We start from the raw sequence: 16124 nt of genomic DNA, 5'->3' as shown, positions 1-16124 counted from the left end.
CATTATATTTTATAAACAAGCGTTCTTATACTTGGTATTGTATGACTCAGTTTGTTATGTCAGTTTGTTATGTCAGTTTGTTATGTCAGTTTGTTATGTCAGTTTGTTATGTCAGTTTGTTATGACTTGGTTTTTGACAGTTCAGTTAATGATAGTTATGCAACTGCCAAAATATCAATATAAAATTTTCATACTCTCTAGTTTACCCAACTGCTTAACACTTGACCACCCTTTACGTTACGGATAACGCTCCCAGACAGTACAGATTTGTTAAAGACCTAACCTGTCAAAAAACCTACCTATTCAAGTGTTTACTCGTTAGACCACCGATTTGTCAAATATCGCGTTATCCCTTATGATGATTGTATATCGATGCCCTTCTACTGATTAATTTTTGCCTCTTATCGCAAGCAGACCTATTATGACCCAGCATTTTATCGTTATCGGCAATCCCATTACCCACAGCAAATCCCCTGAAATTCATACGTTATTTGCAGCGCAGACGGGCATTGAGATTAGCTATCAACGCCAATATTGTCCTGATGATGCAGCCAGTTTTACCGCGGTGCTTGAGGCGTTTTTTCAGGGTGGCGGCGTTGGAGCCAACGTGACTGTACCTTTTAAACAAATCGCTTATGACTGTTGCGCGGTGCGCGGTGGTTTATCGGAACATGCCAAGGTTGCAGGCGCAGTCAATACGCTGTTACTAAATAAAGCGCTGGTAAAAAGTGGCGTGCCAATCACCGAGGCATTGTATGGAGATAATACCGATGGACAAGGACTGGTCAATCACATCGTAAGTTTGGGTTGGCCACTAAAAGAGGCTCGCGTGGCACTCATTGGCGCAGGCGGCGCAGCACGTGGGGTGATATTGCCATTGATTGAAGCTGGTATCACACATCTTACGATTGCCAATCGCACGCTGAGCAAGGCAACAGAGTTAGTCACTGAGCTTAGCGCGGCAAGCACGGCTATTCATGAGCAGCAGATTGAAACTTGTCGCACGGCGGATTTAAATGGAAAGTTTGATATCATCATCAATGCGACTTCTATTGGTTTATCAGCAGATACGCTACCACTAAGCGACACGCTAAACGGTGACTATGCTTATGACATGATGTACGGACGCACGCTGCCGTTTTTGCAGCATTTTTCTGCACGTGGTGCGCAGATTTCTGATGGCTATGGCATGCTCATCGGGCAAGCAGCGCTAAGTTTTGAGCGTTGGACAGGTCATACGATCGATGTTGCGCGAGCGACCGAAGCGTTACACAATCGTTAATCGAAAATTGATATGAAAAAAGTCGCATGAACTTAGCTCATGCGACTTTGATTAATACTTGATTTCAAACGTAATGGTGATTTGACACTCATCAATTAGCCAAAGCGCGCCAGCAGCCAGTTTTCGATACGCCGTAGTGGTATGCGTAAGTTGGTTGAATGCATTACTACTCCGCCGCTCAGACCCACCAAGCAGCCAATCACAGTATCAAAAAGGCGCGTGCGAATCACTTCTTGATAGGCGGACTCAGAAAACGGTAAACCACTGCCGTATTCTGCAATAAATATCGTCAACGGCGTGATAAATATGACTGCCAAACCATAATGTCGATCCACCAACGTCTCGATACAAAGCATCATCGTCAGTATCGCCAGTGCGACACCCCATATTGACAATCCCCAAGACAACATCCAACTCGCCAAAACCACGCCCAATACTGTACCAAGTAAACGATGTATTTGCTTAATCCACATGGTACGCAAATGAATACCTTGGATAATCAAAAAACAACTAACTGCTGCCCAATAGGGGTTGGACAGCTGTAAAGTGACGGCGATGAGCAAGGCTAAGCTGACAAAACTGGCGACAATCAAACTTTCAGTAATGGTATCTGGCTCGTAGCTATAATTAGGCGTCGGTGTCGCTGGGCGCGTTGCCAATAAAAACAACGAATACAGCAATGCCATCACTAAAGCAAAGCCACTGCCAAGCATCACCAGTCCAATTGCAGGCAAGATGTCTTCCAAAGGCAACGGTATAAATAGCGCAATAGCACCTGCCATCATCACAAACAGTCCCGCTGGCGGTGGCTGACGATAATAACGTCCAAAAATCACAATACCAAACGCCATGAGCGTAAATATCGGCAGTTTTAATAGCGGGATTTGCTGAGCAATTAGACCGAGCGCAAAGCACAGCGACATGGCAAAACCCCAAGCCATCACCGTCACCAATCGATACGGCAGCTTGCCCACTAACGGTATGTTCAAAATAACCATCGCCCCCAAAGACGCTTTAATGCCTGACGATAAAGCATCAAAATAAGCGCCCACAAACACGGGGAAGCTAATCGCAATCGCCGCGATAATCGGCATATGCCACGGTCTCTTACTACGGTTCACTGTCAGCAAATGCGCCAGCTCCCCATCAATTAAAGCCTTTATGCGAGCAAATAACGCTGTCAGCCAAGATGCTCGCGTTGCCTCACGCTTGGATGCGCTCATAATTGGCTTTCCTTATATCGTAAATGCAGTTAAAAAATGTTTTTCTGATACGGCCACATCTATCATAGATAGCTACTTAACCACAGACAATAATAGAAACCGAATCCATCAATACATAAATTAATGTTTTGATTTAAAATATTAATTATGAATATTAGTTATTAGTTATATATTTGTCGCTATAGAAGATTTATACTGACAGTAACGCCGCGACAGCTGTTTTTTATCAAGGATGCCTTAACGGCAATCAAAATGGATGAGCTGTTTTTGATAAATCTGAATGACGAGCCGTGATATCGTCTATTCTTACCCCAAATGATTAAACACCCTTTTGCATGAAACGTGGCTCAAATACCGAGCTAGCCATTTATGATAGCGAATAACTAAAGAGAGCGACTATGTTAACTTACAAAGCACCTTTACGTGATATCAAGTTTTTAATAAATGATGTTTTCGACTTTCAAACTCATTATAAAGATTTGGACAATGGCGAAAATGCCGATCCTGAAACCGTTGATATGATTCTTCAAGGGATGGCAGATTTTGCTGAAAATGTCTTAGCGCCTTTATACCAGCCAGCAGATGCTGAAGGTTGTCATTTTGAGAATGGTGTTGTCACAACCCCTAAAGGCTTTAAAGAAGCTTATGATCAATTTGTAGAAGGCGGCTGGCAAGGTATTTCTTACCCTGAAGAGTACGGCGGTATGAACTTACCGACCTCATTGAACTTAATTAAAGCTGAAATGATCGGTACGGCGAACTGGCCATGGGCAATGTATCCTGGTCTATCAACTGGCTGTATCAATACCATTATGCAATATGGTACCGATGAGCAAAAAGAAACCTACTTGCATAAATTGGTCGAAGGCTCTTGGGCTGGTACCATGTGCTTGACTGAACCACAATGTGGTACGGATTTGGGTCAAGTTAAGTCTAAAGCCATTCCACAAGATGACGGCTCTTATAAGCTTAGCGGTACTAAGATTTTCATCTCAAGTGGTGAGCATGATTTAACGGAAAACATCGTTCATATTGTCTTAGCACGTTTGCCAAATGCACCAGAAGGCACACGCGGTATCTCATTATTTATCGTACCGAAATTCTTACCAACTACTGAAGGTGAAATTGGCGAGCGTAATGGCGTGACTTGTGGATCGATCGAACACAAAATGGGCATTAGCTCATCGGCTACTTGTGTACTAAACTTTGATGATGCCGTTGGTTACTTAATTGGTGAGCCGAACAAAGGTCTAAAAGCTATGTTCACCTTTATGAACACAGCCCGTATTGGCACTGGTATCCAAGGTTTGGCGCATACTGAATTGTCATTCCAAAACGCGCTGCCGTATGCAAAAGATCGCCGTTCTATGCGCACCTTATCAGGCACAAAAGAGCCTGAAAAAGTTGCTGATGCCATCATCAACCATGCTGACGTACGTCGTATGCTATTGACCCAAAAAGCCTTTGCCGAAGGCGGTCGCTCGATGATTTATCATTCTGCGCGCTATGCCGATAAAATGGCACAAGGTATCATCAATGGCGATGATGAAGAGTTTGAAAAATGGGATGACAAATTGGGTTTCTACACACCAATCCTAAAAGGCTTCTTAACTGAGCTAGGTATCGAAGCGGCCAAACACGGTCAGCAAGTCTATGGCGGTCATGGTTATATCAAAGAATGGGGCATGGAGCTCATCGCTCGTGATGCTCGTATCGCTACCATGTACGAAGGGACAACTGGTATTCAAGCATTGGATTTACTCGGTCGTAAAGTGATCTTGCAGTCTAAAGGCAAAATCATCCGTGATTATACCTCAAGCATCATGAAATGGTGTGGCGAGTATGCACTTGATAAAGACATGCGTAAATTCGTTTGGGCGCTCACCAAGCTATGCGCTGAGTGGAACACACTAACCGTGCGCTTGATGCTAATGGCACGTAAAGATCGTGAAATCATCTCTGCTGCATCAGACGATTTCTTGATGTACTCAGGCTATGTCATGATGGGTTACCACTGGGCGCGTATGGCGGCTGTTGCTTATGACAAGCTAGAAAACGGCGGCGCTGAATCACCAGAATTCTACAAAGCTAAGATCCAAACGGCTGAATTCTACTTTGATAAGTTGTTACCCCGTACCTCGGGGCATGCCGAAGCCATGGTTGCACCAAGTGACAGCATGACAGCAATGAAGATTGAGAACTTTGCTTTTCTAGACTAAGTTTTTTAGACTAAGATAGCATCACAATTAAGCAATAATTAATAAAAAAAGCGCCTAGCATGTAGGCGCTTTTTTATGCTTAACTAAAAGTACAAACGTTCTCATTAAAGACTATCGATAATAAATATAAATCATAGATGACGGTTAACGAGTAATTCATTATAGATAAACGGCCATTTTAGGAGCCAATAATGTTACCCACTGATTATCAAAAAACTTCTTTAGCCTCATCATTTATACGAGTGCTACTGCTCAGTACGGCACTGATTAGTTTTAGCGCAACTAGTGCTACGGAGCTGGCTAAAAACCCTGACATTCCTATTAAATTTATCAAAGGCACGATCAGTAGTACGGTCACTGGCAAATTAAGCCCCAATGAAGATGAGCGCTGGTTTCGCTTTGATGCCACCAGCTGGCAATATGCCGTTATTAATATTGCACCACTTACTGGTACGCCTGAGACAGCTAATGTCGGCGTATTACATATGCCAAACGGTACGCAAGATGGCAGCAAAGGCGGTATCGTGTATCAAGGCTGCCTACCCGCAACCGGAGAATATCGCTTACGCATTGCCCGCAACTTGATGGCGACTGAAGGCAAAACGGCTGGTTATAAGGTTGAGGTAATGATATTACCCACATATGCCAGTAAATTGCTATGTGAGTACTTATAACAATTGATGAATCGTTGTTTCGGACGATATCAGCATTTTAGCTACCTAGCATTTTTTTATGATACACCGCGCTAATTTCTTCAACTTCCACACATATCTGTAAGGCTGCTCGCCCTGATTGCTCTGCGCCTATCTCCTGCTCTATCGCCGTCACCAGCAGCCCTGCTAGCTGATTACGAATAACCATGTCACGACCAGTCATCAGTTTTAGATGCGCATAAATAAAGCCATACGCCTGCTCATCATCTTCAACGCCTACCAAAAATGTCTCAATAGGTACGATCCGTGCTTTAATATCAGTCGGCTTGCCAAAGTGCTCACTGTCCCATAACGCTTTATTTAACGCTTTAAGCAATGATTCTTCATGAGCAATACTGACATTGGGCGTCATTTGAATGGTTAGATGTGGCATGAATATTTCCTTATAAAATATGAGTGAGAGAGTAAAATATTAGCCATCGTTTCAGGCTTGATTGAACAGCCCGTTAGCGGCAACGATTTTTAGTCATCAGTAATTTTTTAGTCATCAGTAATAGTACTAAAGCAAGCAGCAAGGGTCTCAGCTAATTGTGCTGGTGGCAGCTCAATTTCTAAACCACGGCGACCACCGCTGACATAAATCGTTGTCTGCTCTGCAGCCGAGCTGTCTATGATAGTCGGCAAGCGCTTCTTTTGTCCCAATGGGCTGACGCCGCCTAGCACATAGCCCGTACTACGCTCTACCTGCTTAGGATCCGCCATTTGCACTTTTTTGCAGATCAGCAATTTATTCGAAGATAGCGCCTTAGCCGTTTTTTTAAAGTTTAACGTTTTATCCACGGGTAAGATAGCAACAGCAAGCGCGCCAGTCTCTGTCGACACTACCAAGGTTTTGAACACTTGTGACACATCCACACCTAGCTTTTCTGCCGCCTCTAAGCCAAAAGAGGCGGCATTACTGTCATGGACATAGTCGTGTAATTGATAGTTCAGAGCGCGTTGTTTGGCAAGATTAATCGCTGGTGTCATAATATTTCAGCTTATATCAATGATATTAATGGGTAGATTTAAACATAATTACTCTATAGTGACTCTTGGTTGTCGCCGAACTATTATTGCGCTAAATACATTAACTTTCAATTATTTGAGCTTATTAAGAGCGACTTAACTCACTATATAGTAACCAGACCGTATTAATATTAGCAGTATATACAGACACTATATATCGCTTTGATGGCTTTTATGGCATCATAAGCGCAACATATTTGACTATTTTTGATACTGATTATGATACCGAAGTTCTTAAAAAAACGGATTTTTAAAGCGCCAGTCACAACCGACAGCGCTTCTAATACTGACGTCAATCCAATCGCCCCCAAGCCTTATTCCAATGCGCCGATTAATCAAATTTATCGCAAGCTATCGGGGCAGCTACTCGATGTCGCTGTTAAACCTAAGTTATTGGGTGAATTACCTGAGTTCGATACAGACGATCAAACGCTAAGATTTTATGTGTTGCAAGATTATTCGCGTTCCAACAGTATTTTGATTGACCTGCAGACGCAAGAGCACAATTTACCACCAGCATTGGTTGGGGTACATGATACCGCCCATAATATCAAAGAAAACGCAGCCATCATATTTTTGAACCATCCAAGCGCCAAAGACAGTCAGCTCTCGCCGCGCCTGTCACGTTTGGTGTCTGCTGTTTTGCAATATCCAGAGCTAAAAGTACGTTTAGTGCCCGTCTCTATTTTATGGGGACGCGCCCCAGAAAAAGAGGATTCACTGTTTAAACTGCTGACCGCTGACAACTGGCAAGACCCTAGCATCACCAAGCAGCTCTTTAATATCGGAGTAATGGGACGTGACACTTTTGTACAGTTCCATCCACCTCAAGATCTACGTACCCTTATCAATGATAGCCTTAAAGGTGATGAAGAAGGGTTTTCTATTTTTGATTCACTAGCCGTTGATTCAAAAGAGAACTTTATAAAAGAAGGCAATGTAAAAGAAAGCTCTGCAAAAGACAGCCATTTAGACATCACCAGTAGCGTGGGCGATGCTGACGAAGCACCAAACTATGCTTTGGTAGCGACCGCTGACAGCAATCGTGAGCTGGTACGTATGCTACAGCAGCGGCTTACGGTTTATTTAGACAAGCAGCGTGCCAGTATGCTCGGTCCTGATTTATCAGACAGGCGTAATTTGGTAGATAAGCTGGTGTATTCACCAGCTATCAAACATGCGATAGAGGCAGAAGCAGTAGAATCTGGTATCAGTGTACGTGAAGCCCGTGTCTTGGCTAAAGGTTATGCCAATGAGATGGTCAATGACTATTCACATTCCATCGTGCGCGGTTTTTATAAGTTTTTAACGTGGTTATGGACGCAACTCTATGATGGCGTAGAAGTCCATCATTTCGAGCGCGTACGTGAGCTTGCGACTGACTATGAGCTGGTTTATGTGCCTTGTCATCGTAGCCATGTCGATTATCTATTGCTATCTTATGTCATCTACAAGCGTGGTCTGAGCATTCCTTATGTCGCTGCTGGTGACAACCTAGATGTACCCGTATTAGGGCCATTATTACGCGGCGCGGTTGCCTTTTATATACGTCGTAGCTTTCGTGGCAATGCACTTTATACCGCCGTCCTCCGCGAATATATGCACACCCTTATTACGCGTAACACACCGATTGAATACTTTATCGAGGGTGGTCGCTCGCGTTCAGGACGTTTATTACCACCGAAGATGGGCATGCTAGCAATGACAGTGCACAGTCAATTACGTCATTCTGAGAAGCCAGTGGTTTTCATTCCGACTTATATCGGTTATGAGCGTATTATGGAAGGTGGCACCTATGTTGGTGAGCTAAAAGGCAAGCCAAAAGAATCTGAATCTTTACTAGGCTTACTCAAAGTTGGTCGTAAAATTGAGCGTATCTTTGGTAATGTACATCTAAGCTTTGGCACACCGCTGCATCTTAGCGACTTTATGACAAAATTCGATGTGCCAGCCAATAGCTTGCCAATGGATCGCACCGATACCCCGCTCGATGATAAAGCCAGCGCGATGGTCGATAACATCGGCGTCAAAATCATGCAGCACATCAATAAGGCGGCGGTTGTGACGCCCGTTTCGTTATTATCATTGGTATTATTATCAGCGCCTAAAGCGGCTTTAGATGAAGAAATCTGCCGTGAGCAAATTGCCCTTTATCAAGGTCTTGCTCAGCAGTTGTCCTACTCAGATGATACCGTCATTACAGATATGAGTCCGCAGCAAATTATTGATTATGGTATCAAGCTAAAGCTCATTGAACGTACGCCGCATATCTTAGGCGACATCATTCAGATTGCCGGCAAGCAAGCGGCCTTGCTCAGCTATTTCCGTAATAACATTCTTCATGTCTTTATTCTACTTTCTTTCTTATCAGCATTAGTGGCGCGTAACGGCCGTATCGAGCGTAGTCGTTTGGACAATATTGCTAAGCAACTCTATCCATTTTTACAAAGCGAGCTGTTCTTATATTACCCAGCACATGGCTTAGCTGATACCTTAAACAAAAAAGTCGACAGCTTACTCTCGCATGGTCTAATTGTCGAATTGAGTGATGGCGTACTCAGCGTCCCTGAGTCAAACAGCAAATACTATCAGCAGCTGCAAGTGCTAGCGACGCCTGTCGGACAGAGCCTTGAGCGTTACTTTATGACGCTTGCCCTACTCGCCCAGCAAGGCTCAGGAAATCTAACTGAAAGCGAAGTCGTTGATCTGTGTCATCTGCTGGGTCAGCGCCTATCTGTACTATATGCAGACGATATTCCTGATTTCTTTGACCGCGCCTTATTCACTAGCTTCATCAGTGCCTTGACTCGTCTTGATTACTTGCAAAAAGATGATGAAACCGGCGTATTGACCTTTGATCATCGTATCAATGATATTGCTCGTCATGCTAAGTACGTGCTAACGCCTGACATGATGCAGATTTTGCAGCAAGTCGCCAGCTTAGATGAAGAAGAAATTACCCATGCGATTACTGAGATTAGTAATAAAAAGCTGCGTAAATTTGGCCGTAAGCGTTAATTTGTAACCAGCTACAATATTTAATGAGCTAAACTAAATATATCGAGCAAAAAAAGACCTCTAATTGATTAGAGGTCTTTTTTTATCTTTAAATTTGAAATTTCTAAGTAGTTTTTTTTAACAACTACTTTTTAAATAACAGTCCTAGGTTGAAATCTTTTTATATTTCATACGCTTAGGAGTGGCAGCATCACCCATCGTCTTTTTACGATAGGTTTCAAACTCAGAATAGTTACCATCGAACCAAACTGGGCCTTCATCTTCGAACGCCAAGATATGAGTGGCGATACGGTCAAGGAACCAGCGATCATGCGAGACGACCATGACCGTACCTGGGAAGACCTGAATCGCATCTTCTAGCGCACGTAAGGTCTCAATATCCAAATCGTTTGAAGGTTCATCAAGGAGCAATACGTTCGCGCCCTGCTTCAATGTCTTAGCAAGCTGCAAGCGGTTACGCTCACCGCCAGACAATTGACCGACGTGCTTTTGCTGATCTGAGCCTTTGAAGTTAAAGCGACCGATATAAGCACGACTTGGCGTGGTGTAATCGCCAACCGTAATAATATCAAGACCGTCAGACACTTCTTCCCAAACGGTTTTGCTGTCATCTAAGTTATCACGTACCTGACCAACATAAGCGACTTTGACACTTTCGCCCAAATCGACTGAACCCGTATCTGGCGTATCACGCTCAGTAATCATATTAAATAGCGTGGTTTTACCCGCACCATTTGGTCCGATGATACCGACGATAGCACCAGCTGGCACGTTAAAGCTTAGGTTTTCATAAAGCAGACGATCACCAAATGATTTGGAGATGTTATTCACTTCAATGACTTTATTACCTAAACGTGGACCGGGTGGAATATAAATTTCAGCGGTCTCATTGCGCTGTTGGAACTCTGTTGAGTTCAACTCTTCAAAGCGCTGTACACGAGATTTAGACTTGGCTTGTTGACCTTTTTGGTTTTTGCGAATCCAATCTAGCTCTTTTTTCAGTGCTTTAGCAAATGATTCTTCTTGCTTATTCTGCTGCTCTAAACGGGTGTTCTTTTGCTCGAGCCACTCAGTATAGTTGCCTTCATACGGATAACCATGGCCACGATCTAGCTCCAAAATCCACTGAGCGACGTTGTCTAGGAAATATCTATCATGGGTAATGGCAACGATTGTACCGCTATAGTTCTGCAAGAACTGCTCTAACCATGCTACGGACTCAGCGTCCAAATGGTTGGTTGGTTCGTCAAGTAACAGCATGTCAGGGCGTGACAATAGCAAACGGCATAGTGCCACACGGCGTTTTTCACCACCAGACAGCTTACTAACATCCGCATCCCAAGGTGGCAGACGTAGGGCATCAGCTGCTTTTTCGAGCTGGGTATTTAAGTTATGAGCATCCCACGCTTGAATGATGTCTTCCATCTTGCCTTGTTCTTCAGCAAGCTTATCAAAGTCAGCATCAGGCTCAGCGTATTCTGCATAAATGGCATCTAAACGAGCAAGTGCATCTAACGCTTCACGCATACCGTCTTCGACGTTACCACGTACGTCTTTGCTGTCATCAAGCTGTGGTTCCTGCGGAAGATAACCAATTTTGGTACCGGTTTGCGCACGAGCTTCACCGCTAAATTCAGTATCCACGCCCGCCATGATGCGTAGCAAAGTCGATTTACCTGAACCATTGATACCTAAAACACCAATTTTGGCGCCAGGGAAAAACGATAGGTTAATATTTTTTAAAATTTCACGCTTAGGTGGAACAAGTTTTGACACGTTGTTCATCGTGTAAATATATTGAGCCATTAACACTCCGATAGACTGCATAAAAGAGGCAAGCGAATCATACTTAGCAATAATGCCAAGCGTGCTGCACCTCAAAATCAGGGTTACAAATTATAAGCCATTATCGCATTGTGGCGCATACCCTGCAAGCCAACAGATTGTTTTAACGATTGTTTTACGGCTTTTGTCACAGAGTGCTCCGCTTTCTAGCTAAAAGCGGTAACGAAACCTACTATCGAACCGTTTCGCTTAACATTCTGACTTATAACTGTTTTATAAAGACCACAAAAAATAGCATCAAAACTTTCGCAAATTTAATCAATAGCCGTTAGCATGTTAGGATAGCTTAATAAATTCAATCAACCTGACCTAAGTGATATCCGCTAAATTGGCGCACAGGTGAACACAATATTTATGACGTCAATCATTTTGATAGTATTAACAAAGGTATTGATAATATGACCAACGGCTATCGTCCTGAAATGATTCAACATGCATTTATCGATTTTATTGGATCACACTTACAGCCGTTTTGGTCTTTCACTGTCCCAAAGCTGCGACTTGTTGCGCGGTATACCCTTAGCGATGACTTAATAGCGCTCAGATTTGAGACCAATCATGCTTTTCGACGGCAATTAGTGAGTCCGCAACGTGGTTGGCAGGGTGGTCAACATCTTAACTTAAGCCTTCTTATTAAAGGTGTGTATCATCAGCGCAGCTATTCATTATTAGGTTTAGCGCACCAACCGCTCTGGTGGCAAGATGCTGCTATCAACAACAGTATTAATAGTGACGATAGCAAAAAGCAACCCCCTTATCTTGCGGTTACTATTGCCATTAAGCCGCAAGGCTTGGTTTCGGATTATTTAACCAAACATATGGCACTTGGCAGTGTCATCAACAGTAGTGCCCCCAGTGGCTCTTTCACTTTGGCACAATCATCTATAAAGGTACAGACAAAATCAGCTGCCGAAAAATCTGCTTCTTTATTATTTATCGCAGGTGGCAGCGGTATTACGCCCATGTTAGGACTCATCACGCAAGCACTAGACAACGGACATCATGTGACGTTGCTATATTACAGTCGCACTGAAATGCTCCCGTTCAAAAACCAATGGCAACAACTGAGCACAGCGTATCCAGCTTTCGCCTATCATCTGGTCAATACCGAGAAATCTGATACTTATTTGGCTGGCAAGCGACACTTGAGCGTAGACAGTTTGTTGGCATTAAACCTACCGCTGGCAGATACGCAAATATTTGCATGCGGGTCACAGGCTCTGTTGACTGGCTTATATAAAGCAGCGGCGAAGGTGACTTTACCGCACAATAAAAACCTGCGCGATAATATTATTGTAGAAAACTTTGGTCATGCGTTGCCTGATTTCAATTTTGATAACGAACAAGCGCTCGATAGAAAAAAACACGCAGCGCAACATACTGTTTATTTACGGGCGAGGCAACGGCAGTTTGACAGTAGCACGACAATATTGAATGCCGCGGAGGACGCAGGAATTCGCTTAGCGCATGGTTGTAGACAAGGTATCTGCCAGTTGTGTCGCTGCAATAAAGTCAGCGGTGTGGTCAAAAATATTCACACAGGAAAAATAAGCAGTGATGGTTATGAATCTATTCAAACTTGCATCAACATTGCCATGACTGATGTGGTGCTGGATATTTAGCAACACGGTGATAAAAATAAATGCTCATAACGGCTCATAAGATAGAAACATAGCCTACTGTTACCTTATAGCCTACGGTAAAAACTTAAACAACTTATTGAACCGAACCCAGTACCGACTATCCGTACCATTTCGGTTAAGGATTATTTATGCGCTTGCTACCACCCGTCACTACTGCACAATCTGCTGTACCCGTTTTGACCCAACTAACTGATGCAAAAAAGCAGAAAGCAAAGCAGTTGACTCGCTACCCAACATTGACAGGAGCGCCCTTACCGAAGGCGCAATCTGATGCCCTCGCTCATGAATTAAATGTGCTTTACCGAAGCGTGATGGATTCGTTAGGTAGTGATGACGCACGATACATTAAACGAGTGTATGCCGCGGTAGTCTATAGTGAAATGACAGCACGTGGCTTACTGGCAGCGGCTGGATGCATGCAGTCAAAACGTAAAATTGTCGCGACTTGGTTATTGGGTACCTCACTACTGAGCCTCAGCAAAATTCTAAATAATATGGAGCTTGGGCACAATGTCATGCATGGTCAGTATGACTGGATGCAGCACCCGTATCTCAATAGCCAAAAGTTTGATTGGGACATTGTCTGTCCTGCCCCCTTGTGGCAACACTCTCATAATTACTTGCATCATACTTTTACCAATATCGTTGGTCGTGACCATGATGTTGGCTATCACTTAATTCGCGTGACTGATGAGCAACCTTGGACGCCAAGCGATCGCCATAATATGTCTAAAACAGCGATATTGGCTTTAGGTTTTGAGTGGGCGGTCGCCTTTCATGATATTCAAATCAGTGTCGACGAATACGCGGACTCCCCTGATCGACACCAAACCATGCAACAGAAATCTCGCGCATTATTTGCCAAAATCGCCCGGCAAGTGGGCAAAGATCATATTGTACTACCCACGTTAGCAGGGCTGACATTAGGTCGAAGTAGTGCTATGACCACACTGAGCGGTAATGTTACTGCCAATATCGTTCGTAACCTATGGACATGGGCGGTGATATTCTGTGGACACTTTACCGAACAAGCCCATATCTATACCCATCTCGATGCCGATGAGTCTAAAGGCGACTGGTATGTGCGTCAAATTCTTGGCTCCAGCAATATTCAGGGCAGTAAGCTGTTTCATATTTTGACGGGTAATTTATCGCATCAAATCGAACATCATATTTTCCCTGATATGCCAGCCAGTCACTATGCTCGTATCGCACCACAATTACAGGCAATATGCCGCAAGTACAATCTACCCTATAATACTGGGCGCTTTGGTACACAATTCCGGCAAATGCTGGGACGTATCCGCCACTTTAGCAAGCCAAGTGCTGAAGAATGGCAGTCTTATTTACAATCACAAACTACGTCAATCACTGAAACAAATCATGCCGTAGCAGAAAGACAAAAAGAGCTGCCCGCTATACGTGGATTGGGTAAATATCTTCCCCCTGTCATGCGCCAAGCCTTATTTTATGCTTGATATGCAGCTCATATGGAGATCACTGGTAGACCCCTTTAGTCTTAACATTTACTCTATCGACTCTTACGGTAAAGAACTATAAATGTGAATCGAAAGGACTCATACTTTAGTGAACAATCTATTTGGTCATTCAAGCTCTTTTCATTTAAAAATACGATTGATCCATACTAAAAAAACCAATAATAGTTAACGATAATAATCAATAATAACGGAGAATATCCATGAAAAATCAAAACTCTGAACAAAACCTAACCATCACCCATGATGAACAGGCTAAACGCTTTGAGACCTCTATTGACGGTTATACTGTCTATATTAGCTATCAAGAGCGTGACGATACATTAGTTTATGATCATACTATCGTACCTCAGGAGCTAGGCGGGCGCGGTATTGGCTCAGCATTGGTTAAGCATGCCCTCAACTATGCTCGTGAACAGAATAAAAAAGTGATACCACAGTGCTCATTTGTCTCGTCATATATCAGCAAACATCCTGATTACCAAGACTTGCTATAGTCCACTCTTTAGCGATGAGCCATAGAAAATGCAGTATGCTAATAAGCGTCATAATTTCTTTAGAAATGTTTTAAGCATTTACTATGGTTCAGCTTGGCTAATAAAATTGAAGCGTTAATACGCTACTACCCTCCTATTTATTTGCTATCTGCCCTCGTATATTTATCTTCGAATATATGGCAAGATAGCAAATATAGGCGGGTTTTCTGACCTATAATGGCAATAGAAAAAAAGGTCTTTACAGTAATGTAATAGCGTCAATGATACCACTGAAAAAGAGGATTGAAGTTTCGTACAATAGCTTTGACAGCTACAATGTAGTGCCTGATATAGTTTTTAATAAACCAAACCAACATAATAATAAAGGTGATTAATATGAGTAGTTTATCTGATAAGCAAGTAAATTTGCAGCTAGAAGAATTGCCCGGTTGGCAGCGCGAGGGCAATGCTATCGTAAAAACATATCACTTCAGCGATTTCATCGAAGCCATAAGCTTTATGAATCAAGCCGCGTTCCATGCCGAAGCGCTCGAGCATCATCCCGAATGGCGCAACACTTATAACATGGTAGAGGTGCGCTTGACTACTGGCGATACCGGCGGTATTACCAGCCATGATATTCGTCTGGCGAAACGGATGGAACACATAGTCCAGCCGAAACGTTTATAGTGATGTGTTTGTTTTTATAATGTTTATAAAAATTTTTCATTAGTAAATACATTATTAAATACCAAAAAAAGTCCTCAATTGAGGACTTTTTTATTTAACAATTTACAGTTATTAATTACATCTTGCGGCTTACAAATGCCACAATAAATAAAATGACAGCGACTGCTAAGAAAATATATGCCAAATTAGCAGACAATCCTGCAACACCGCCAAAACCCAATAAACTTGCTAACAATGCGATCACGGCAAAAATAATAGCCCAGCGAAACATAACCTTCTCCTTAAAAATTATTATTAGAAAACCAGATATTTAGATTGATGCAATGGACAATTATTAATAAGAAATAATTACTATTATTAATGACTGCCTTGCTCTCTCTAAAACTCCTTTTTCTTTACTTTTTGTTTTTTTGATATTTATTAGTTTTTCAACCATTAATACTGCTTACGACCATAGATTAGCAATATTTATCTTTAGAAAACGTTCATTTTGGTAATGATATCGGTAGGT

Annotated in this window: 13 protein-coding genes; 8 read left to right on the top strand and 5 right to left on the bottom strand. The window is 42.8% G+C overall.

The genetic code is table 11. The features are described 5' to 3' along the window. Positions 1–421 precede the first annotated feature (421 nt). Entirely contained in the window at positions 422–1282 is an 861-nt protein-coding gene (aroE, locus tag JMY05_RS11990) for a shikimate dehydrogenase (RefSeq protein WP_045443202.1), read from the top strand. Between the two features lie 95 nt (positions 1283–1377). On the opposite strand, the gene JMY05_RS11985 is transcribed toward aroE, so the two are convergent. Beyond that, positions 1378–2505 (bottom strand): FUSC family protein, encoded by a 1128-nt coding sequence (locus tag JMY05_RS11985; protein WP_045443198.1) that lies wholly within the window; start codon positions 2503–2505, stop codon positions 1378–1380. A 398-nt stretch (positions 2506–2903) separates the two neighbouring features. Between JMY05_RS11985 and JMY05_RS11980 the strand changes: the two genes are divergently transcribed. Further along, on the top strand, positions 2904–4724 hold the full coding sequence (locus tag JMY05_RS11980; protein WP_201560765.1) for an acyl-CoA dehydrogenase C-terminal domain-containing protein: 1821 nt from the start codon (positions 2904–2906) through the stop codon (positions 4722–4724). 191 nt (positions 4725–4915) lie between these two features. Continuing rightward, complete coding sequence (locus JMY05_RS11975) at positions 4916–5398, top strand: hypothetical protein (RefSeq protein ID WP_201615213.1); 483 nt, start codon at positions 4916–4918, stop codon at positions 5396–5398. 37 nt (positions 5399–5435) lie between these two features. On the opposite strand, the gene JMY05_RS11970 is transcribed toward JMY05_RS11975, so the two are convergent. Then, positions 5436–5810 (bottom strand): 5-carboxymethyl-2-hydroxymuconate Delta-isomerase, encoded by a 375-nt coding sequence (locus JMY05_RS11970; RefSeq protein WP_201615212.1) that lies wholly within the window; start codon positions 5808–5810, stop codon positions 5436–5438. 107 nt (positions 5811–5917) lie between these two features. Then, on the bottom strand, positions 5918–6406 hold the full coding sequence (gene ybaK, locus JMY05_RS11965) for a Cys-tRNA(Pro) deacylase (protein WP_201615211.1): 489 nt from the start codon (positions 6404–6406) through the stop codon (positions 5918–5920). 258 nt (positions 6407–6664) lie between these two features. Between ybaK and plsB the strand changes: the two genes are divergently transcribed. Then, the gene (plsB, locus tag JMY05_RS11960; RefSeq protein WP_201615210.1) at positions 6665–9463 is read left to right on the top strand and encodes a glycerol-3-phosphate 1-O-acyltransferase PlsB; all 2799 of its coding nucleotides are present in this window, start codon (positions 6665–6667) and stop codon (positions 9461–9463) included. A gap of 144 nt (positions 9464–9607) precedes the next feature. Here the strand turns inward: plsB and ettA are convergent, their stop codons facing one another. Beyond that, complete coding sequence (gene ettA, locus JMY05_RS11955) at positions 9608–11269, bottom strand: energy-dependent translational throttle protein EttA (RefSeq protein WP_045443195.1); 1662 nt, start codon at positions 11267–11269, stop codon at positions 9608–9610. A gap of 437 nt (positions 11270–11706) precedes the next feature. Here ettA and JMY05_RS11950 point away from each other — a divergent pair, with 437 nt between their 5' ends. The 4 genes from JMY05_RS11950 to JMY05_RS11935 all read left to right on the top strand — a co-directional run bounded on the left by JMY05_RS11950 (position 11707) and on the right by JMY05_RS11935 (position 15613). Continuing rightward, positions 11707–12930, top strand: coding sequence for a flavin reductase family protein (locus JMY05_RS11950; RefSeq protein ID WP_045443191.1), 1224 nt, complete (start codon positions 11707–11709; stop codon positions 12928–12930). A gap of 149 nt (positions 12931–13079) precedes the next feature. Beyond that, positions 13080–14429 (top strand): fatty acid desaturase family protein, encoded by a 1350-nt coding sequence (locus JMY05_RS11945; RefSeq protein ID WP_045443188.1) that lies wholly within the window; start codon positions 13080–13082, stop codon positions 14427–14429. 221 nt (positions 14430–14650) lie between these two features. After that, on the top strand, positions 14651–14944 hold the full coding sequence (locus tag JMY05_RS11940) for a GNAT family N-acetyltransferase (RefSeq protein ID WP_045443186.1): 294 nt from the start codon (positions 14651–14653) through the stop codon (positions 14942–14944). Positions 14945–15319: 375 nt separating this feature from the next. Then, positions 15320–15613 (top strand): 4a-hydroxytetrahydrobiopterin dehydratase, encoded by a 294-nt coding sequence (locus JMY05_RS11935; protein ID WP_045443184.1) that lies wholly within the window; start codon positions 15320–15322, stop codon positions 15611–15613. 115 nt (positions 15614–15728) lie between these two features. Here JMY05_RS11935 and JMY05_RS11930 read toward each other — a convergent pair whose 3' ends face one another. After that, positions 15729–15884 carry a DUF1328 domain-containing protein gene (locus JMY05_RS11930; protein WP_021814049.1) on the bottom strand — a complete coding sequence of 52 codons (156 nt, stop codon included), beginning with the start codon at positions 15882–15884 and terminating at the stop codon, positions 15729–15731. Between the last annotated feature and the right edge of the window lie 240 nt (positions 15885–16124).

The sequence above is a fragment of the Psychrobacter sp. JCM 18902 genome (assembly GCF_904846615.1).
In the GTDB taxonomy this organism is placed as follows: domain Bacteria; phylum Pseudomonadota; class Gammaproteobacteria; order Pseudomonadales; family Moraxellaceae; genus Psychrobacter.
This window is presented reverse-complemented; position numbering and strand designations above follow the sequence as displayed.

Excerpts from the sequence above, each read along its gene's own strand:
- JMY05_RS11985 (WP_045443198.1), bottom strand. The coding sequence starts at position 2,505 with ATGAGCGCATCCAAGCGTGAGGCAACGCGAGCATCTTGGCTGACAGCG.
- plsB (WP_201615210.1), top strand. The coding sequence starts at position 6,665 with ATGATACCGAAGTTCTTAAAAAAACGGATTTTTAAAGCGCCAGTCACA.
- JMY05_RS11940 (WP_045443186.1), top strand. The coding sequence starts at position 14,651 with ATGAAAAATCAAAACTCTGAACAAAACCTAACCATCACCCATGATGAA.
- ettA (WP_045443195.1), bottom strand. The coding sequence starts at position 11,269 with ATGGCTCAATATATTTACACGATGAACAACGTGTCAAAACTTGTTCCA.
- JMY05_RS11980 (WP_201560765.1), top strand. The coding sequence starts at position 2,904 with ATGTTAACTTACAAAGCACCTTTACGTGATATCAAGTTTTTAATAAAT.
- ybaK (WP_201615211.1), bottom strand. The coding sequence starts at position 6,406 with ATGACACCAGCGATTAATCTTGCCAAACAACGCGCTCTGAACTATCAA.
- JMY05_RS11950 (WP_045443191.1), top strand. The coding sequence starts at position 11,707 with ATGACCAACGGCTATCGTCCTGAAATGATTCAACATGCATTTATCGAT.
- JMY05_RS11930 (WP_021814049.1), bottom strand. The coding sequence starts at position 15,884 with ATGTTTCGCTGGGCTATTATTTTTGCCGTGATCGCATTGTTAGCAAGT.
- JMY05_RS11970 (WP_201615212.1), bottom strand. The coding sequence starts at position 5,810 with ATGCCACATCTAACCATTCAAATGACGCCCAATGTCAGTATTGCTCAT.
- JMY05_RS11975 (WP_201615213.1), top strand. The coding sequence starts at position 4,916 with ATGTTACCCACTGATTATCAAAAAACTTCTTTAGCCTCATCATTTATA.
- JMY05_RS11945 (WP_045443188.1), top strand. The coding sequence starts at position 13,080 with ATGCGCTTGCTACCACCCGTCACTACTGCACAATCTGCTGTACCCGTT.
- JMY05_RS11935 (WP_045443184.1), top strand. The coding sequence starts at position 15,320 with ATGAGTAGTTTATCTGATAAGCAAGTAAATTTGCAGCTAGAAGAATTG.
- aroE (WP_045443202.1), top strand. The coding sequence starts at position 422 with ATGACCCAGCATTTTATCGTTATCGGCAATCCCATTACCCACAGCAAA.